Source organism: Streptomyces manipurensis (genome assembly GCF_049570255.1).
GTDB lineage: Bacteria > Actinomycetota > Actinomycetes > Streptomycetales > Streptomycetaceae > Streptomyces > Streptomyces manipurensis.
The window spans coordinates 596615-611756 of record NZ_CP186950.1; the positions used below are offsets into that span (position 1 = coordinate 596615).

General features: G+C 73.6%; 16 protein-coding genes. 1 reads left to right on the plus strand and 15 read right to left on the minus strand.

All coding sequences use genetic code 11. From position 1 onward, the window contains the following. Positions 1-43: 43 nt before the first annotated feature. Entirely contained in the window at positions 44-1666 is a 1623-nt protein-coding gene (locus ACPU2J_RS02905; protein ID WP_423832673.1) for a TROVE domain-containing protein, read from the minus strand. A 387-nt stretch (positions 1667-2053) separates the two neighbouring features. On the opposite strand from ACPU2J_RS02905, the gene cutA reads away from it, so the two are divergent. After that, positions 2054-2368: a divalent-cation tolerance protein CutA gene (gene cutA, locus ACPU2J_RS02910; RefSeq protein ID WP_420081859.1), complete on the plus strand. Its 315-nt coding sequence runs from the start codon at positions 2054-2056 to the stop codon at positions 2366-2368. Between the two features lie 42 nt (positions 2369-2410). On the opposite strand, the gene ACPU2J_RS02915 is transcribed toward cutA, so the two are convergent. From ACPU2J_RS02915 to ACPU2J_RS02980, 14 genes are all read right to left on the minus strand, one after another. Continuing rightward, complete coding sequence (locus tag ACPU2J_RS02915) at positions 2411-2791, minus strand: VOC family protein (RefSeq protein ID WP_361606709.1); 381 nt, start codon at positions 2789-2791, stop codon at positions 2411-2413. A gap of 51 nt (positions 2792-2842) precedes the next feature. Then, entirely contained in the window at positions 2843-3379 is a 537-nt protein-coding gene (locus ACPU2J_RS02920; protein WP_423832674.1) for a nuclear transport factor 2 family protein, read from the minus strand. Positions 3380-3586: 207 nt separating this feature from the next. Continuing rightward, positions 3587-5029, minus strand: a complete 1443-nt coding sequence (locus tag ACPU2J_RS02925; protein WP_423832675.1) for an NAD(P)/FAD-dependent oxidoreductase — start codon at positions 5027-5029, stop codon at positions 3587-3589. A gap of 238 nt (positions 5030-5267) precedes the next feature. Continuing rightward, a complete protein-coding gene (locus ACPU2J_RS02930; RefSeq protein ID WP_423832676.1) occupies positions 5268-6560 on the minus strand; it encodes an NADH:flavin oxidoreductase/NADH oxidase family protein in 1293 nt (430 codons plus the stop codon). Positions 6561-6689: 129 nt separating this feature from the next. Beyond that, complete coding sequence (locus ACPU2J_RS02935; RefSeq protein WP_420081855.1) at positions 6690-7874, minus strand: MAB_1171c family putative transporter; 1185 nt, start codon at positions 7872-7874, stop codon at positions 6690-6692. After that, the gene (locus tag ACPU2J_RS02940; RefSeq protein WP_423832677.1) at positions 7871-9133 is read right to left on the minus strand and encodes an MAB_1171c family putative transporter; all 1263 of its coding nucleotides are present in this window, start codon (positions 9131-9133) and stop codon (positions 7871-7873) included. The genes ACPU2J_RS02935 and ACPU2J_RS02940 overlap by 4 nt, the downstream gene beginning before the upstream one ends. Before the next feature lie 2 nt (positions 9134-9135). Continuing rightward, complete coding sequence (locus ACPU2J_RS02945; protein WP_420081853.1) at positions 9136-9693, minus strand: toxin-antitoxin system, toxin component; 558 nt, start codon at positions 9691-9693, stop codon at positions 9136-9138. A 101-nt stretch (positions 9694-9794) separates the two neighbouring features. Further along, on the minus strand, positions 9795-10490 hold the full coding sequence (locus ACPU2J_RS02950; protein ID WP_420081852.1) for a hypothetical protein: 696 nt from the start codon (positions 10488-10490) through the stop codon (positions 9795-9797). Positions 10491-10655: 165 nt separating this feature from the next. Next, on the minus strand, positions 10656-10949 hold the full coding sequence (locus ACPU2J_RS02955) for a hypothetical protein (RefSeq protein ID WP_365082456.1): 294 nt from the start codon (positions 10947-10949) through the stop codon (positions 10656-10658). Positions 10950-11110: 161 nt separating this feature from the next. Beyond that, the gene (locus tag ACPU2J_RS02960) at positions 11111-11335 is read right to left on the minus strand and encodes a hypothetical protein (protein ID WP_361606734.1); all 225 of its coding nucleotides are present in this window, start codon (positions 11333-11335) and stop codon (positions 11111-11113) included. Between the two features lie 219 nt (positions 11336-11554). Continuing rightward, positions 11555-12010 carry a transglycosylase SLT domain-containing protein gene (locus tag ACPU2J_RS02965; RefSeq protein WP_420081851.1) on the minus strand — a complete coding sequence of 152 codons (456 nt, stop codon included), beginning with the start codon at positions 12008-12010 and terminating at the stop codon, positions 11555-11557. A gap of 288 nt (positions 12011-12298) precedes the next feature. Further along, positions 12299-13072 (minus strand): YqjF family protein, encoded by a 774-nt coding sequence (locus tag ACPU2J_RS02970; RefSeq protein WP_423832679.1) that lies wholly within the window; start codon positions 13070-13072, stop codon positions 12299-12301. A gap of 105 nt (positions 13073-13177) precedes the next feature. Continuing rightward, entirely contained in the window at positions 13178-14407 is a 1230-nt protein-coding gene (locus tag ACPU2J_RS02975; protein WP_423832680.1) for a serine hydrolase domain-containing protein, read from the minus strand. Positions 14408-14545: 138 nt separating this feature from the next. Next, complete coding sequence (locus ACPU2J_RS02980; RefSeq protein WP_361607443.1) at positions 14546-15094, minus strand: hypothetical protein; 549 nt, start codon at positions 15092-15094, stop codon at positions 14546-14548. Positions 15095-15142: the final 48 nt, after the last annotated feature.

Consider the following 15142-nt stretch of genomic DNA (forward strand, 5'->3'; position numbering starts at 1 on the left):
GTTTACGATTCAACTATACCCCTGAACGGAAGGTGCTCCGGAGCTATTCCCCGCACCACGGCCAGACGGCCTCGCGCCCCGCCTCGATCAGGCCGACCATCCGGAAGGCCGCGTCCGTCAGCCCGCCGAAGGTGTGCCGGTCCGGCCCCGTGGGCCCGTGCGCGGGCCGGTAGCCCGCCAGGTTCCAGGTGTAGACGGGTACGCCGGCCGGGACCGGGTCGGGCGGCACGCCGTCACGCCCGCCCGAGCGGCGGCCGGTGACGTCGGGGGCGCTCTGCTCGTCGGTGACGATCAGGACCCGGTCGTGCTCCCGGTAGTGGGTGCGTACCGCCTTCGTGGTGTGGGTGCCGCCGAGCCGGTGGAACCGCTTGACCACGTCGAGTACTCCCTCTCCCCGCCCGAAGGGCACCTCGGCGCTGCTCCAGCCGAACTCGACCAGGTCGGCGTGCTCGGCCCGCACCGCGAGCGCGGCGCCGAACACGGCCGCCGCGTCCGCCCGGGTCAGCTCCGACCGCTCGGAGAAGGTGTCGAAGAACATCGAGTCCGAGCGGTCCACGAGGATCAGGCTCCGGCCCGGGAGGGCCGGGACGTGGGCCAGGGAGTGGTGCAGCGCCCGCTCCAGGGCCTCGGCCCAGCGCTGCGCCGGCGCGTGCCGCCGGGCCGCGAGGTAGCGGAAGGGGAACTGCCGGGACCGGGCGACCTCGGCCTCGTCCGAGAGCCGGGCCACGACCCGGGCTGCGGCCTCGTCCGACACGCCCGCCCGGTCGAAGTTGCGCAGGTTCCGCAGCAGCGCCATCGGCCCCATGGCCGGGATCACCGCTTCCCAGACCGGCGCGTCCAGCGGCCCGCCCAGCCACCCGGCCAGGGCCTCCCAGGTCATGCCGGCCGCGGCCAGCCGCTCCGCGCCGCCCGGCCCCGTCACCAGCGCGCGCCGCTCGCCGGCGGGCGAGTCCACCAGCTCCTGATGGGCGGTCAGCAGGCGGTCGGAGGCAGGCGGTACGGCCCGCTCCGGGTGATGGCGCCGGTCCAGCGCGTACCGGAAGAGCTCCCCCTGCCAGGGCTTGTCCGGGGCAGGGGCCGCGTGCACGAGGTTGAGCACGTCGCCGAAGCGCAGGTCCTTGGACGCGGTGTCGTACTTGAGCAGGGACCGGGAGGTGTAGAGCCGCCGAACGGCGTCGGCGATCCCGCGCCTGACCGGCTGCGGCACCCGTCGCCCGTAGGCCGACATCCAGTACGCGAGGAGCTCTCCGGGCTCGTCGGCGCGCTGGAGCACCGAGTCGATCACGGACCGGTTGGACGGACCGCCGCAGGCCCCCGCCTCCAGCCGGGCCCGTACGAAGGCGGCGGCCCCCACGAGCGGCGCGGTGCGCAGGTTGCCCTCGGCCCGGAGCCAGCGCAGCAGGCCGGCGGTCCAGTCCGGATCCTCGACGGCGAGCCGTCCGACGAGGCGGACGTACCGCGAGTCCCGCTCCTCGCCGCTCTCGTAGTACGTGGCCTGGCCGACGAAGTCCGCGACCGCCAGGAGGAAGAGCTCCTCGCGCGGCTCCCTGGTGAAGCCCGGCCCTCCCTCGTACGTGCGCACCTCCTGCCCGGAGAGCCTGTGGTGCAGGAGCGCGGGGGGCAGCGGGCGGGCCGCGGCCGCGGACACGTGCGGGGCCACGAGCATCTCGGACCAGACCTTGGAGACGCGTGGGGTGTGACGAGGCAGGAAGACCCCCGGAAGGAGAGGGACGAAAGGGAAGGGCCCGGGCCTGACGGCACACCGGGTGGGAGCGCCCGCGCCTGCCGAGATCCAGGATGGCCGCGGCGTCACTTGGGTGTCAGAAGGAAGTAGCCGCAGCCGAGCGCATCGGAAGGCGCGGTCGCAACGCCACGCTACAAGCCCGCCCGAGCGGCGCACCAGCGAATAAACGCGCCGCGGAGGAGGGGCTCCGCGGGTGTCGGTGGGGCGGCTTGGCAGGTGCCGGAATCGTCGGTGATACTCCGGCCGTCCCCGAAAGTCCGGGGGCCTGGTTCGAGCGGGAGGCGGCGGAGCGTGCCGGACGGTGGGATCGTGATCGCGCAGACGACGGTGGACGACGAGTCGAAGGCGTACGAGCTGGCGCAGGCCGCGGTGACGGCCCGGCTGGCCGCCGGAGCGCACGTCGACGCCCGGATGACCTCGTTCTACTGGTGGCAGGGAGAGGTCCGGCACACCCGGGAGTACCGGGTCTCGTACCAGACCGCCGCGGACGTCCTGGACCGGCTGGCGGAGTGGGTGCACGCCCACCACCCGTACGAGGTGCCGCAGTGGATCGTCCTCCCGGACCTGCCCGCCTCCGAGGCCTACCGGGACTGGACGCGGACGGAGACCCGCGGCCGGGCGTAGCCGGTCCGGGGCCGGCGCCCCCGAGGTGGCGCCGGCCCCGGGTCAGGGGTTCAGCCTGCGGCGCAGCAGGCAGAACTCGTTGCCTTCCGGGTCGGCGAGGACGTGCCAGTTCTCGGTGCCGTCCTGGCCGACGTCCGCGCGCCTCGCGCCGAGCGCGAGCAGCCGCTCCAGCTCGGCGTCCTGGTCGCGGTCGGTGGCGTTGACGTCGATGTGCAGCCGCAGCTTCCCGGTCCGCGGGGCGGCGCCCGGGCTGAGGACCAGCGTGGGCTGCGGGCCGCCGAAGCCGGCGTCCGGCGGCCCGATCTCGATGCTTCCGTCGTCGTCGCGGCCGAGTTCCACGTAGCCGAGGACCTCGCTCCAGAAGAGGGCGAGCCGCTCGGGATCGGCGCAGTCCAGGACGAGTTCACTGATGCGGCATGCCATGCCAGCCAGTGTACGGAGACGGTCCGGGGCCCGGGGCCCGGACGCCGCCGGTCAGGGGGTGGCGGGCGGGGTCCATTCGGCGGGCAGGCCGGACTGGGCGAGGACGGCGGCGAGGCTGTAGTGGTCCTCGTCGGAGGCGATCCGGCAGCGGCTGCCGTCGAGGTCCAGGACGGTGGTCATCGGTACGGCGAAGGGCTTGGGCGCGCCCTTGAGCCGGCCCGAGTAGACGGCGTCGACGGTGATGCGGTCACCGTCGCGGCGAGTGGTGCGCACGGTGACGTGGACGTCGTCGATGAGGCGGTCGGCGCGGGCCTTCCAGCCGGAGATCTCCTTGCGGCCGCGGAAGGTGGCGCCCACGGCCCTGTCGACGTAGACGCCGTCGGCGGTGAACAGCGCGCCGAGCGCGCGGGGGTCGCTTCCGTTCCAGGCGCGGGCCCAGTCGGCGACGATCTTCGGTGTGCGCCGCCCCGCGTCCTGGGCGGCCGGGGAGGCGGGCACCGCGGCGGTGGCGGTGGTCGCGGTGGCGGCGCAGAGGGCCGCGGCGGCCATCAGCACGGTCATGGCTCGGGTGGGGCGGGACGACGTCATGGTGGTGCTCCTCGGGAGGTGGGGCCGGGCTGCCGGTGCGTCCGGCCGGGTACGGTGCCGGACGGCGTGCGTCCGGCGGTCACGGCACCCAGACTCGCCCCGGGCACTGTCCACTTCCCAGGCCCGGCGGGAGCCGCAGACCGTCCACTGCTGTCCGCCCCTGTCCGCACCGGGCAGGGCGCGGGCGGACCGAGGGCCGGCCGGGGGTCAGGGACGCGGGACGGCCTCGCTCCCGTACGCCGTGTCCCGGCCCGGGGCGTCCCGGACCCGCTCCTCGTCGGGGGTGAGGGCGGGCCCTTCGAGTGCGGGCAGGCGCGGGCCGCGGGCCGCGGCCAGCAGGACCCCGGGACGGGCCAGGGCTCCGGCGCCCCGCTGGAGGGTCATGACGTCGGTCAGGGCGCGGACCACGGTGAGGTCGGAGCACGCGGTCCTGATGAGGCGGTGCACGTAGCGGCCGGCCAGCCGGTCGGCGAAGGTCGGGCGCCTGCCCTCCGCGCCGGGGAAGAGGATGTCCTGGTCGGCGCCGAGCATCCAGGCCGCAGCCGCGGGCCGGCCCATCGCGCGCTGGGCGCGCCGGGCGAACCCCGGTGCGGTGATGTCCCGTTGCGCGGCCAGGTCGCGCAGCGCCCGCGCGCTCTGCGCGGCGACCGACATCCCGTGGCCGTAGACCGGGTTGAGCGACGTGGCCGCATCCCCGATGGCGAGGAAACCGTCGGGCATCCGGACCTTCTCGAAGTGCCGGCGGCGGTTGGCCGTGGTGCGGGTGACCGTCACCGGGCCGAGCGGTTCGGCCCGGGCGAGGTACTGGGCGATCAGGGGGCTGCGGAGCTGCTCGGTGAACTCGGCGAACCGCGCCTCGTCACCGCCGGGTTCGCCGCCCCGGGTGCCGGAGACGCTGACCAGCCACTGCGATCCCTCGATGGGGAGGATCGTGGCGGCCTTGCCGGGGACCGGGAGGCGGGAGTCCGCCTGGACGTTGATGACGGGCCAGTCCTCGGGCACCCGCGGTGCGCGGTAGCGGCGGCTGGCGTAGGTGACGCCCGCGTCGATGACGGTCTCGGGGACCTCGGCGACTCCGAGGGCGGCGAGCCAGCGGGTGGCGCGGGAGCCGCGGCCCGTGGCGTCGACGACGAGGTCGGCCTCCAGGTCCTCCGTGGTGCCGTCGGGGCGGCGGACGGCCGCTCCGGTGATGCGGGTGGCGGTGCCGAGCAGCCGCAGGGTCTCCGTCCCGGGAACGACGGTGACCTTCGGGTCCTCCAGGAGCCGGGTGCGTATGCCCCAGTCGATGAGGTCGCGGCCGGCGCTGACGAGGTACTGCACCTCCGGCCAGCACCGCCGGTACCACCCGCCGGGGGACAGGGAGACCATCCCGTTGGGCAGGGAGATCCTGCGGGCACCGGCGCCGGTCCACAGGGCCGTCGTGCCGGGGAGGAGGGACTCGATCGCGTCCGCGCCCCCGGACCAGAGCATGTGCGCGTGGCGGGCCTGCGGGAGCCCCCGGCGCGGAACGGGGGCGTCCGGCAGGGTGTACCGCTCCACGATGACGACGCTGTCGCAGTGCGGTGCGAGGGCTGCCGCGGCCAGCGTGCCGGACAGCCCGCCCCCGAGTACCAGGACTCGGCGGGCACGGTGGTGGGCGGCGGGTGACATGTGGTCCTGCTTTCTGCCGGCGGGATCTCTGTCGGGCCGGGGTCGGGCGACGGGTTGGTGGAAGCGGGGCGTGCGGCGGGGCGGTGCGCCGGGACCGGCACGCTGTGCGGGCGGGCCGGTCCTGTCCTGCGGAGCGCAGCGGAAGGGACCGCTGGGAGGGGATCAGGACGGACCGGGGAGCGGGCCCCGGGGAACCTGCGTGATCCGGCGTGATCCGGCGCGATCCGGAAGGCAGCCTCTAGGGCATTCCGGCGGGGTCGCCGGCCAGGGCGTCCGGGGCGGGGTCGCCCGCGTCCGGTGCGGGGTGGGCCCCGAGCCAGGCCCCGTACGCCCGCACGGCGGCCCGGGCGCGCCGGACGTCCCGTACGAAGATCAGGCGCGTGGGGGTCCGGGGACGGCCGGCCCGGCCGCGGGCGATGCGGCTCATGTGGGCCCGTACGACGGCCAGTATCGCGGCGCTGGCCAGGTCCTGGTCCTTCCAGCCGAGGCGCGGCGGCGGGACGTGGAGTTCCTCCCCCGCCGTCCACCGCGCCGCCAGGTCGGGGCGCAGGGCGAGGGCGGTGGCGATGCCGGCCACCGCGAAGCCCCGTGCGAGGACGCGTTCGGCGGTGGCCCTGCTGCAGATGCCCCCGGTCAGCATGAGGGGGACGGAGGAGGTGGCGACGAGCCGCTCCGCGAGGGACAGGAAGTACGCCTCCCGGTCCAGAGTGGTCTCGTCGGCCGTGCGGCCCATGGTCGCGGCGCTCTCGACGGTGCCGCCCGAGAGTTCCACGAGGTCGACGCCGAGCCCCTCGACGAGTTCCAGGACCCGGGCCACGTCCTCGACGGCGAAGCCGCCGCGCTGGAAGTCGGCCGTGTTGATCTTGATTCCCACGGCGAACCCCGGGGACACCCGGGCCCGCACCGCCCTGACGATCTCGACGAGCAGCCGGGCCCGGTTCTCGGGGCTGCCTCCCCAGCGGTCGGTGCGCCGGTTGACCAGCGGCGAGAGGAACTGGCTGAGGAGGTAGCCGTGGGCGGCGTGGATCTGTACGCCGTGGAAGCCCGCCCGCTCCGCGAGGTGGGCGGTGGTGGCGAACCGTGCGACGGTCGCCGCGATGTCGGCCTCGTCCATGGCGCGGGGGCGGGCGAAGGCCCCGGTGTGCCTGCCGAGGCGGACGGGGACCTCGGACGGCGCCCAGGCCACCCCCGGCAGGTCGGCGCGGATCTGGCGGCCCGGGTGGTTGATCTGCATCCAGACCTGGCCGCCCGCCGAGCCGGCGGCCTCGGCCCAGCGCCGGAAGGGCTCCAGGGGGGTGGCCGAGTCCAGGACGATGGTCTGGGGCGAGGTCAGGGCCCGTCTGTCGACCATGACGTTCCCGGTGATGATCAAGCCTGCCCCGCCGTCGGCCCATCGCCGGTACAACGCCTCGATCCCGGGGCCCGGGAGCTGTCCGGGCTGGACGGCGAGGCTCTCCTCCATGGCCGCTTTCGCCACGCGGTTGGGCAGCCGGGACCCGTTGGGAAGCTCGAACGGTGCGGCAAGGTGCATGGTAAACCCCCTGGTGTTGCTGTCCGGTGACATGTCGTCAGTGTCCGTAGTGTCCGCCGTCGCTTTTCGGCCGTTGTCGGCGGGGCCCCTGTTCGGCGCGTGGAGCGGGTACCGGGAGGGTACGGCTGCTCAGGCCCGGGCGGGGCCGGGGAGCGCGGCGGACCCGCGGACGGCCCGTACCCGTGGGGAACGCGCCAGTGCGTGGGACATGCGGACCAGGTCCTGGGGATCCTCCAGGGAGGTCACCACCCACCTGCCCCCGGGGCCGAACGGCGGCCCGGCGGAGCCCTTCGCGATGACCGCGGCGGCGATCACCGCGGCGTCGGCCTCCTCCCGTGCGCGGCTGCGCTCACGGTGTTCGGCCAGGGCCGCGGCGTAGACCGCCCTGCCCGTCGCGGCGTCGAAGTACGGACCCAACCGGTGCACCACGTCGTGGATGTCCCTCTCCCGCTGGGTGAGGCGCAGGAACACGGACCTCCACCAGGGCATGCTCCGCGGGCTCGTGGGGGGTATCTCGGGGCGGATCTCCAGCCAGAGCGGGCGCAGTTGCCGGAGGCGCCGCAGGGCCTTCCAGGAGGAGACGGCGCCCTCTCCGACGGGCGGGATGAGGAATCCCGCGGCGACCAGGAAGGCGGACACGCCGGCGACGGCGAAGGCCGCCCGGCTGCTCAGCCAGTCGAGGTCCTCGCCCAGCCAACGGGCCACGACGGCGGTGTACTTGAGCACGTCGTAGGCGAAGGTGCCGGTGGCTCCGGCGGCGATGGTGAGCAGTCCGGCGCGGAGGATCCCCGGCACCTGCCGCGACCAGCTCCAGCACAGGAAGGTCATGGTGGCGGCGGCGACGCTGTGCGCGGCCAGGTAGAGCACGATCATCTCGCGGATGTACGGCGTGTTCGCGTAGTAGGTGTCCAGGTCGCGGAGGCGTTCGACGGGGGCGTCGCCGAGCAGGAAGAGGACGGGGATGGCCGCCATGACGGCCGCGTAGGCCGTCAGGCACAGGCGGGTCTGGCGCCGGGTGCGGCGCTCGTCCTCGTTGCCCCGCCAGTGGATCAGCAGGACGATGATGATCCCGGCGAGTGCGGTCATGATGCAGTACACCACCGGGGCGGCGGCGTTGGGGACGCCGATCACGTCGTTCATCACGGCGATGTGCTCCGGGGCCGCCGCCACGAAGAGCAGGGCGGCGACGAAGAGCATGGCGCAGACGGCCCGCAGGAGCGGGTCCCCGGGGTTCTTCCGCAGCGCCCGCACCTTGATGAGGGTCGCCACGAACAGTCCGGTGGCCGCGCAGAGGAAGGCGTCCCCCGCACTCACCTGCGTCCTCCGGCCCCGGTGGGCTCGTCGGCACCCACCGTCAGGCCGGTCGCGTGGATCTCGGAGAAGTGGCGGCTGAGCCGGGCGAGCCCGTCGATTCCGGAGATGCGGACGGAGGGCATGCCTGCGGTGGGAGCCGGGTGGGCTCCGGGAGCCGGGGCCTGCTCCGGGCCGCCGGGGGCCGGCGCGGCTTCCTTCGGACGCCCGGCCGCCGCCGGCGCGACGGGGGTGGGGGCGGTGAGGAGGGCGGCCCTGATCCTGAAGGCCTCGGTCACGAACTGGACGGCCTCCTGCCCGTACCCCTTGGCGGCCGCGTAGCGTTCGGCGGCCTCCTGGTGGGTGATGTCGAAGGAGGGTGCGAGGCGCAGGAGCCGGTCCGCGATCTCGGTGGCGCGGAGCGTCGCGCGCATCTCGGCGGACGAGGTGAGGGGGATCCTCATGCGTGCGCCGCTCCCCCAGGGGTCGAGGGCCCGCCACAGCGGCTCCATGCGGCGGTAGGCGCGCCAGGCGTCGTACGTCGACTCGAGCCGGGGGCCGACCACGGGCACCAGGAAGCCCACCGTGGTCATGCCGGCCCCCAGTCCCGCGAGGGGCGGTGCGACCTCCGTGCTGAGACCGTCCCAGGCGTCGGTGCCGGCCCAGCGGGCCCCGACGGCAACGAACTTGAGCAGGGCGAAGGCGAGGCCCAGCCCGAAGGCCGTCACGAGGATGAGCAGCCCCCACCGGGTCCATCCGGCCTTGAGGTCCCTCAGCTCCTTGGACCACCGCCAGCACTTCGTCATCACGACGATGGCGGTGGCGGCGTGCGCGGTGAGGTAGAGGACGATCATCTCGCGGATGAACGGGGTGGTCGAGTAGAAGGTGTCGAGGTCGCGCGGACGTTCCACGGGGACGTCGCTCAGGGAGAACAGAACGCAGAAGGTCAGCAGGATGCAGCCGGTGGTGGCGATCCACAGGCGGGTCTGGCGTGTGACCGTCCGGCCGCCGCGCCAGTGGATGAGGAGCACCAGCGAGGCGCAGGACAGGCACGACAGGAACGAGTAGACGATCAGGGCGGAGATGTTGGGGACCCCGGTCAGCCGGTTGACGCGTTCCACGGTCGGGGGCGCCGCGAAGACGAAACCGGCGGCCGACGCCGCGATGATCACGAAGATGGCCCGCGACATCGGCGAGTGCCGGTTCTGCCACAGCGACGGCAGCCGCACGAGCAGGGCGACGGCCAGCACGAACGCGGGTATGTAGTAGTCCGGTCCGTCCATCGTCAGAATCCCCGGCCCATGCTGGACTGGATACGGGCGGCCAGACCCGTCGGCGGAACGGGGCCGGCGCCCGCTTCGAGGATCTCGCGGCAGCTGCTCCCGAGGAGCAGGCCGAAGGCCTCGGCGTCGTTCTCCTCACGGGTCTGGAAGTGCGTGCGCGCGGCGAGGGCGAGGACGTCGCTGTCCGCCAGCTCGCCCCCGAAGGAGCGGGCGGCGGCGGAGATCTCGTCGATGCTCGTCCCGTGGGCGCGGCACTGTCCCATGAGGGCGTGCCACATCTCGTGCGCGAAGATCACGAGCTGGTGCAGGGTGGTGGTGTGCCGCTCGACGACGATGACGAGGCGGTCGTCGAAGAAGAGCGTCAGTCCGCTCGCGGTCCCTTCGGGGAACTCCCGGAAGAGCAGCCTGACCGGGCGGTACTGCCCGGTCCCGGCCTCGTTGACCATGCGTTCCAGGACGGCCCTGAGGGACTCGAAGAGGTCGTCGGGGTCCGACGGGACGGGCCGGCCCAGTCCCGCGAGCACCTCGTTGCGGAGCTTGACCATCTTTCGCTTGCTCATGTGCGTTCCCCCCACTGCTGCCTCGGCCCGCGGACCGTTCCCGCCGAGTCCGTTCCGGCGGCTGACGACCAGCCGCCTCCTGTCCCGCTCCCCATGTGCCGCTAGAACTCTGCCCCATGCGGGGCCTGCGCATCGCGGGGGCCGTCGCCCCGTGGTCGGGAGCGGGTGGAGCCCTCCCGCGCGAGTCCGTCGACGAAGAGCATCAGGGCCCGTTCCATGGAGGCGTCGAGCTCCACGTCACCGAGCCGGCGCTGCACCTGGAGCGCGTAGCGGTTGCTGATGGCCCGGGGCCACAGGGAGAGGTGGGCGTCGAGCTGCTGCCCGGCCTCGCTCCGCAGCACGCGCAGCAGTGCCTCGGCCGGCTCGTCGGTGAGGAAGTTCAGCGGCACGCCGAAGAACCGGGCGAGGGCGGTGCTGTGCTTGAGGTTCGGCGAGCTCTGCTTGCGCTGGGTGAGCAGGGTGTTGAGCCACTGCGGGGTCACGCCGATCCCGGCGGCGATCTCGGGCACCGTGTACTGCCGGGTCCGTACCGTGCCGCCGGGGTCCTCCTCGGTGCACAGGCGGGTCTCGATCAGGAACTGGATCCTGCGGGCCACTTCCCGGTGCCCGACCTCCGGAACGTCCAGCTCCGCGCCGTCCAGCAGGCTCCGGACGTCCGCTTCGGAGAGGGAGGTCTGGTAGGAGAGCCTCTTCAGGTCGCCCGGGTGGGACCGGTCGAGGCCGGCGCGGGAGAGCAGGAGCGCCAGGTCGTTCACGGTGGCGGAGCGGTCCTCGTGGCCCGTGGAGCCGTCGTGCATCGACCCTCCTGGTGGACGTGCGGGGGGCGCGGGTCGGGGTGGGCCCCTGACCTGCGCGGTCACTAGATCACGGAAACGACCGTCGACGCAACGAAACGATCGTTTCCGCGGACACCCCGGACACCCCGGACACCCCGACGCAGGGGGACGCGGCCGGCGGCCGGTTCAGTCGCGCCAGGCGTACGCGACGACCTCACCGGCGGTGACCTGCGGTGGGTTCGGGAGGAACGGCGCGAGGTGGTCCCGCACGAAGTCCGCCGCGCGGCCGATCGACGCCTGCGCACCCGCGCGGTCCCGGAAGACGCTGGTCGACACCATCACGCCGTCTCCGGCGTCGACCCAGTAGTAGGCCACGAATCCCGGCACGCGCTGCATGATCGGCACGAACCGCTCGTCGACGATCCGGCCGGCCGCGGCCGGATCGGTCACGCCTTCGTAGCGCCGGACTGCTGCGTACATGGTCGGTCTCCTCGGCGTGGCTCGGCGTTGCGGGTTCGCGAGGACGGCGTACCCGCCGCGGGCCCCGATCCGCCCGCGCCCGGCCACCCGTCACCGGAAGGGACCCGCCCGGTCATCCGGACGGCCGCCGGACGCCCCCGCCGGACGCGCGGGACCGGCGGTCAGACGGGCTCGGTGGCGAAGAGTTCCAGATGGGCACAGCGGGGGCAGCGGAAGGCCTCGATGCGGCGGCGGGGTCTGCCCATCCTCCTCGCGCCGCCGAACAGGCCGCGCTCCAGTGGGCCCGCTATCCAGCGGGCGTAGCCCCGGGCCCCCTCGCCGGCGTCCTCGACGAAGCCGGGTTCCAGGCCGACGGCACCGCAGTACGTGCACCGCATCGCATCCATCGCATCCCTCGCGTCCACCGCAGGAGTGTACGAAGCGGGTTGCGGGCCCCTTCACGCGGTGGCGGCAAGTCGGCTCGCCCGGAAGGGGCCGAGCACCTTGGATGCGACCATGACAAGACATCGCAAGCGGCGCGCCCGTACGCGCGGACGCCCGGCCGGGGTGGTCCCGGCCGGGCGTCCTCACGTACTGCTGGTGCTGCTGGTGCTGCCGCTGGTGGCCTAGTACCAGTGGTTGGCCTGCCAGAAGTTCCAGGCGGCCACGGGGCTGCCGTAGCGCTCGTTCATGTAGTCCAGGCCCCACTTGATCTGGGTGGCCGGGTTGGTCTTCCAGTCGGCACCCGCGGAGGCCATCTTCGAGGCCGGCAGGGCCTGGACCAGACCGTAGGCGCCCGAGGAGGCGTTCGTGGCGGTGTGGTTCCAGCCGCTCTCACGGGAAACGATGTTGTTGAACGCCGCGAACTGCGCCGGGTCCTTGATCATCTGCTGGGCGATCGCCTTGGCGCTCGTCGGGGCCGCCTGCGCGGGAACCGCGGCCAGCATGGAACCGGCGACACCCAGGGCGAGCACGGAACCGACGAGGGTCTTCTTCGAAGCGGCGATGCGGCGGATGACAGCGTGGGACACGGAGGAACCTTCCGACGGGAACAAGGACGGCCGCACGCACACCGAGGACATGCGTGAACCACTCACACGAGGGGGAGAGGAACGCGGGCGGCGGGTGAAGCACCCGTGCCGCCCGGCGACACATCCCGTTCTACCGACACCCCCCACCCCCTGGCAAAGACCCCGCCTACTACCCGACCCGGCACCTACAGGCCCAACGACCCCGGACGAAACCCTCCAAAAAGGGCACCAAAGGTGTCTCGCGGCCCACTAACCGCTCTCGTATGTGACCTGCGTCCTGTGGGCCGCCTCACCGCCCAGGACCCCCGAAATCACCCCGGGTGACCGCGCGGGCACCCGTCAGCGAGCCGCCGGACCCCGGCGGGGACGGTCGAAGCGGACCGGGACCCCCGGGGAGTACAGCACGCTCACGGGCGCCCCGACCGGCGCGGGCAGGCCCGCGGCCGCGATCAGGTCCTCGTCGCAGCCCAGGAGCTCGGCGCGGTGCAGCGCCCAGCGCGGGTGGGTGTTCGGGAGGTACAGCAGACGGCCCGCGAACGCGCTGTGCAGGCCCCATCGCGCGGTGAGGAAGTGTTCGAGTCCGGTCGGCTCCGGGATCGGCTCGCCGACGCGCACGCTGATCGTGCTGTGCGCGCCCCGCGGTCCGGGCCACCTGCGCCTGCTGGTGTACGTCAGCGTGGGGCCGTCGCGGCGGACCGACATCCGCGACCAGACGTAGGGCAGGCGGAAGGCCGACCGGGCGGCGACGACGGGGATCAGACGGGAGGCGTCGAGGGAGCGGAAGACCACGCCGCGGCGGCCGCGGGCGTCCACCGAGTAGAGCCGGACGTTGGTCTCGGGGAACGAGCCGAGGTAGGGGACACCGGGCAGGCGGAACCAGCCGACGCGGTGCATCCGGAACGCGACCAGACCGACGTACGTGAGCCCTTCGTACGTGTCCGGCACGGTGCCCGCGGGGAGCAGGGGCGCGACAGTGGCCGGGGCGGCCGCCCAGTGCAGGAAGGTCAGGTCCAGCCAGGACTGGGTGAGCAGGGGGCGGTCCGTGTGGTGGGGCGGGTCCGCCGTTATCGGCTCGGGGGGTCCGGCGGAGGGCTCGGGCGGTGTGGACGGCATCGGCGGCACCACCTCAGTATCCAGGCGGCGGCTCCGAAGCCGCCCGGCGGCACCCGGCGGCGCGTCGGTACGGCTCCGGGCGCCGGGCCGGCGGGCGAGGGCGCTTCAACGGGTGGGGGCCGCGGGGTGCACGGGGGCGGGAGGGGCGGTCGGTGCGGGAGGGGTCGCGGGGACCGGCTGCGCGGGGCAGTACTCGGCTTCCGTGATCGCGAGGGGGGAGCCCGTGTCCCAGTCGCCGTTGCGGTTGTAGGCGAGCTGGTGCCGGCCGTCCTCGGTGGAGACGGCGAGGGAGGTGGACCCCACCATGCCCCCGCCGTGGCCCCAGAGGGTGGTGCCGCAGCTCGTACGGAACCGCGTGATGCCGAGGCCGTAGCCCGTGTCGGCGCTCCCCGGGACGCCGACGGTGGTCTTCATCGCCGCGAGCTGCTCCGGGGAGAGCAACGCGCCGCGCAGCAGGGCGCGGTAGAAGCGGTTGAGGTCGCCGGTGGTGGTGATCAGGTCGCCGTCCGCCCAGCCCTGCGAACCGTTCATCTCGGTGACGTCGTCGATCCGGTCGGGATCGGCGGGGAACAGCTGGGAGTAACTGCGGCTGCTGGGGCGGGGGATGTGGATGCTGTTGCCGGGGTTGGAGGTCGCGCGCAGGCCCAGCGGGCGGATGATGCGGTCGCGGACCTCGGCCTCGTAGGTGCGGCCGCCCGCCTTCTCGATGATCAGGCCGGCCAGGACGTAGTTGGTGTTCGAGTAGGAGAACCGCTCGCCGGGCGGGAACAGCGGCGCGTGGGAGAGGGCCACCTTCACATGCTTGCGGGGTGAGAGGGTGTCGTAGCGGTGCCGGAGGTAGCCGTCGCCGCGCAGATAGGTGTCGAGGTACTCCTCGTCGGCGAGGTAGTCGTAGAGGCCGCTGGTGTGGTTCAGGAGTTGGCGCACGGTGACGGTGCGGCCGTCGTTTCCGTTGCCCCGTACCAGGCCGGGCAGATGGCGCTCCACGGTGTCGTCGAGGTCGAGCCTGTGCTCCCCCTCCATCTGGAGCAGGACGGTCGCGACGAACGTCTTGGTGATGCTGCCCGCCCGGAACCGGTCGTCCACGGCGCGCGGTGCCCCGCTCCTGCGGTCGCCGACGCCGGAGGTCGCCTGCCAGACGCCGTGCGCGTCGCGCGCCTGGGCGGTGATCCCCGGGATCCCGGCCGCGACCTCCGCGTCCATGGCGCGCCGTGTGGCCTCATGGCCCGCCGGCGGGGCCTGGGAGGCCTGCGCCGGGGACGCGAGGACGGTGGCCGTCACCGCGGCCACCGCAAGTGCCGTCACCACCGACCGCGCGGTCTTCCGTAACCTCATGCGGTTGCTCCTTGTCGTCTGCGCCGCCCGCGGAAGCGGCGCGGCACCCTCTCCCGACAAGACCCCGGCGCACCCCGCCGGGTTGAGCACCCGCCCGACCCCTTCCCCGCAGGACGCACCGTCCGCCGGGCGGGCGGGTCAGGTCTGCTCGGCGGTGGACAGGGCGCGGGTGATCATGCGGGTGGCGTAGTCGCGGTCGTCGGTCAGGCGGTTGATGTGCTCTGCCAGCAGGAAGGCCGTGGCCTCCAGGGGGTTCATCTCCTCCTGGGTCCATTCCCCGTACTGCTTGCGCCACAGGTTGGGGCTGAGGCCGGTGCCCGCCGCGACCACCATGCCCGCCATGGTGGGGATGGCCTCGGGGCGCACGCTCCGCGGCATCATGCGCATGGTGGCGACGAGGTCGGGCACCACGTGCTCGATGGCGTCCCGGTCGTGCGCCTCGTACGCCTTCCGCAGCCAGGTCATGAACATGTAGATGAGAGTGCACGCGCCGTCCAGCAGGTCGCGGGCCTCGCCGGGTGCCATGGAGGCGGCGAACTGGTCGGTCAGCAGCCGCTGTTCCGCCTCGGCTTCGGCATCCGCGCCGACCCTGCCCTCGTAGACGGCCCGCAGCCGCGAGTCGATCACCATGAGCGCCCCGCCCACGTCGCCGGCGGGAGCGTACCGGGGGTCGCAGGGTGATGACACAGGAACCTCCTCGTGTGACCGCGGCAGGCAGCACGGCATGTCCGTACC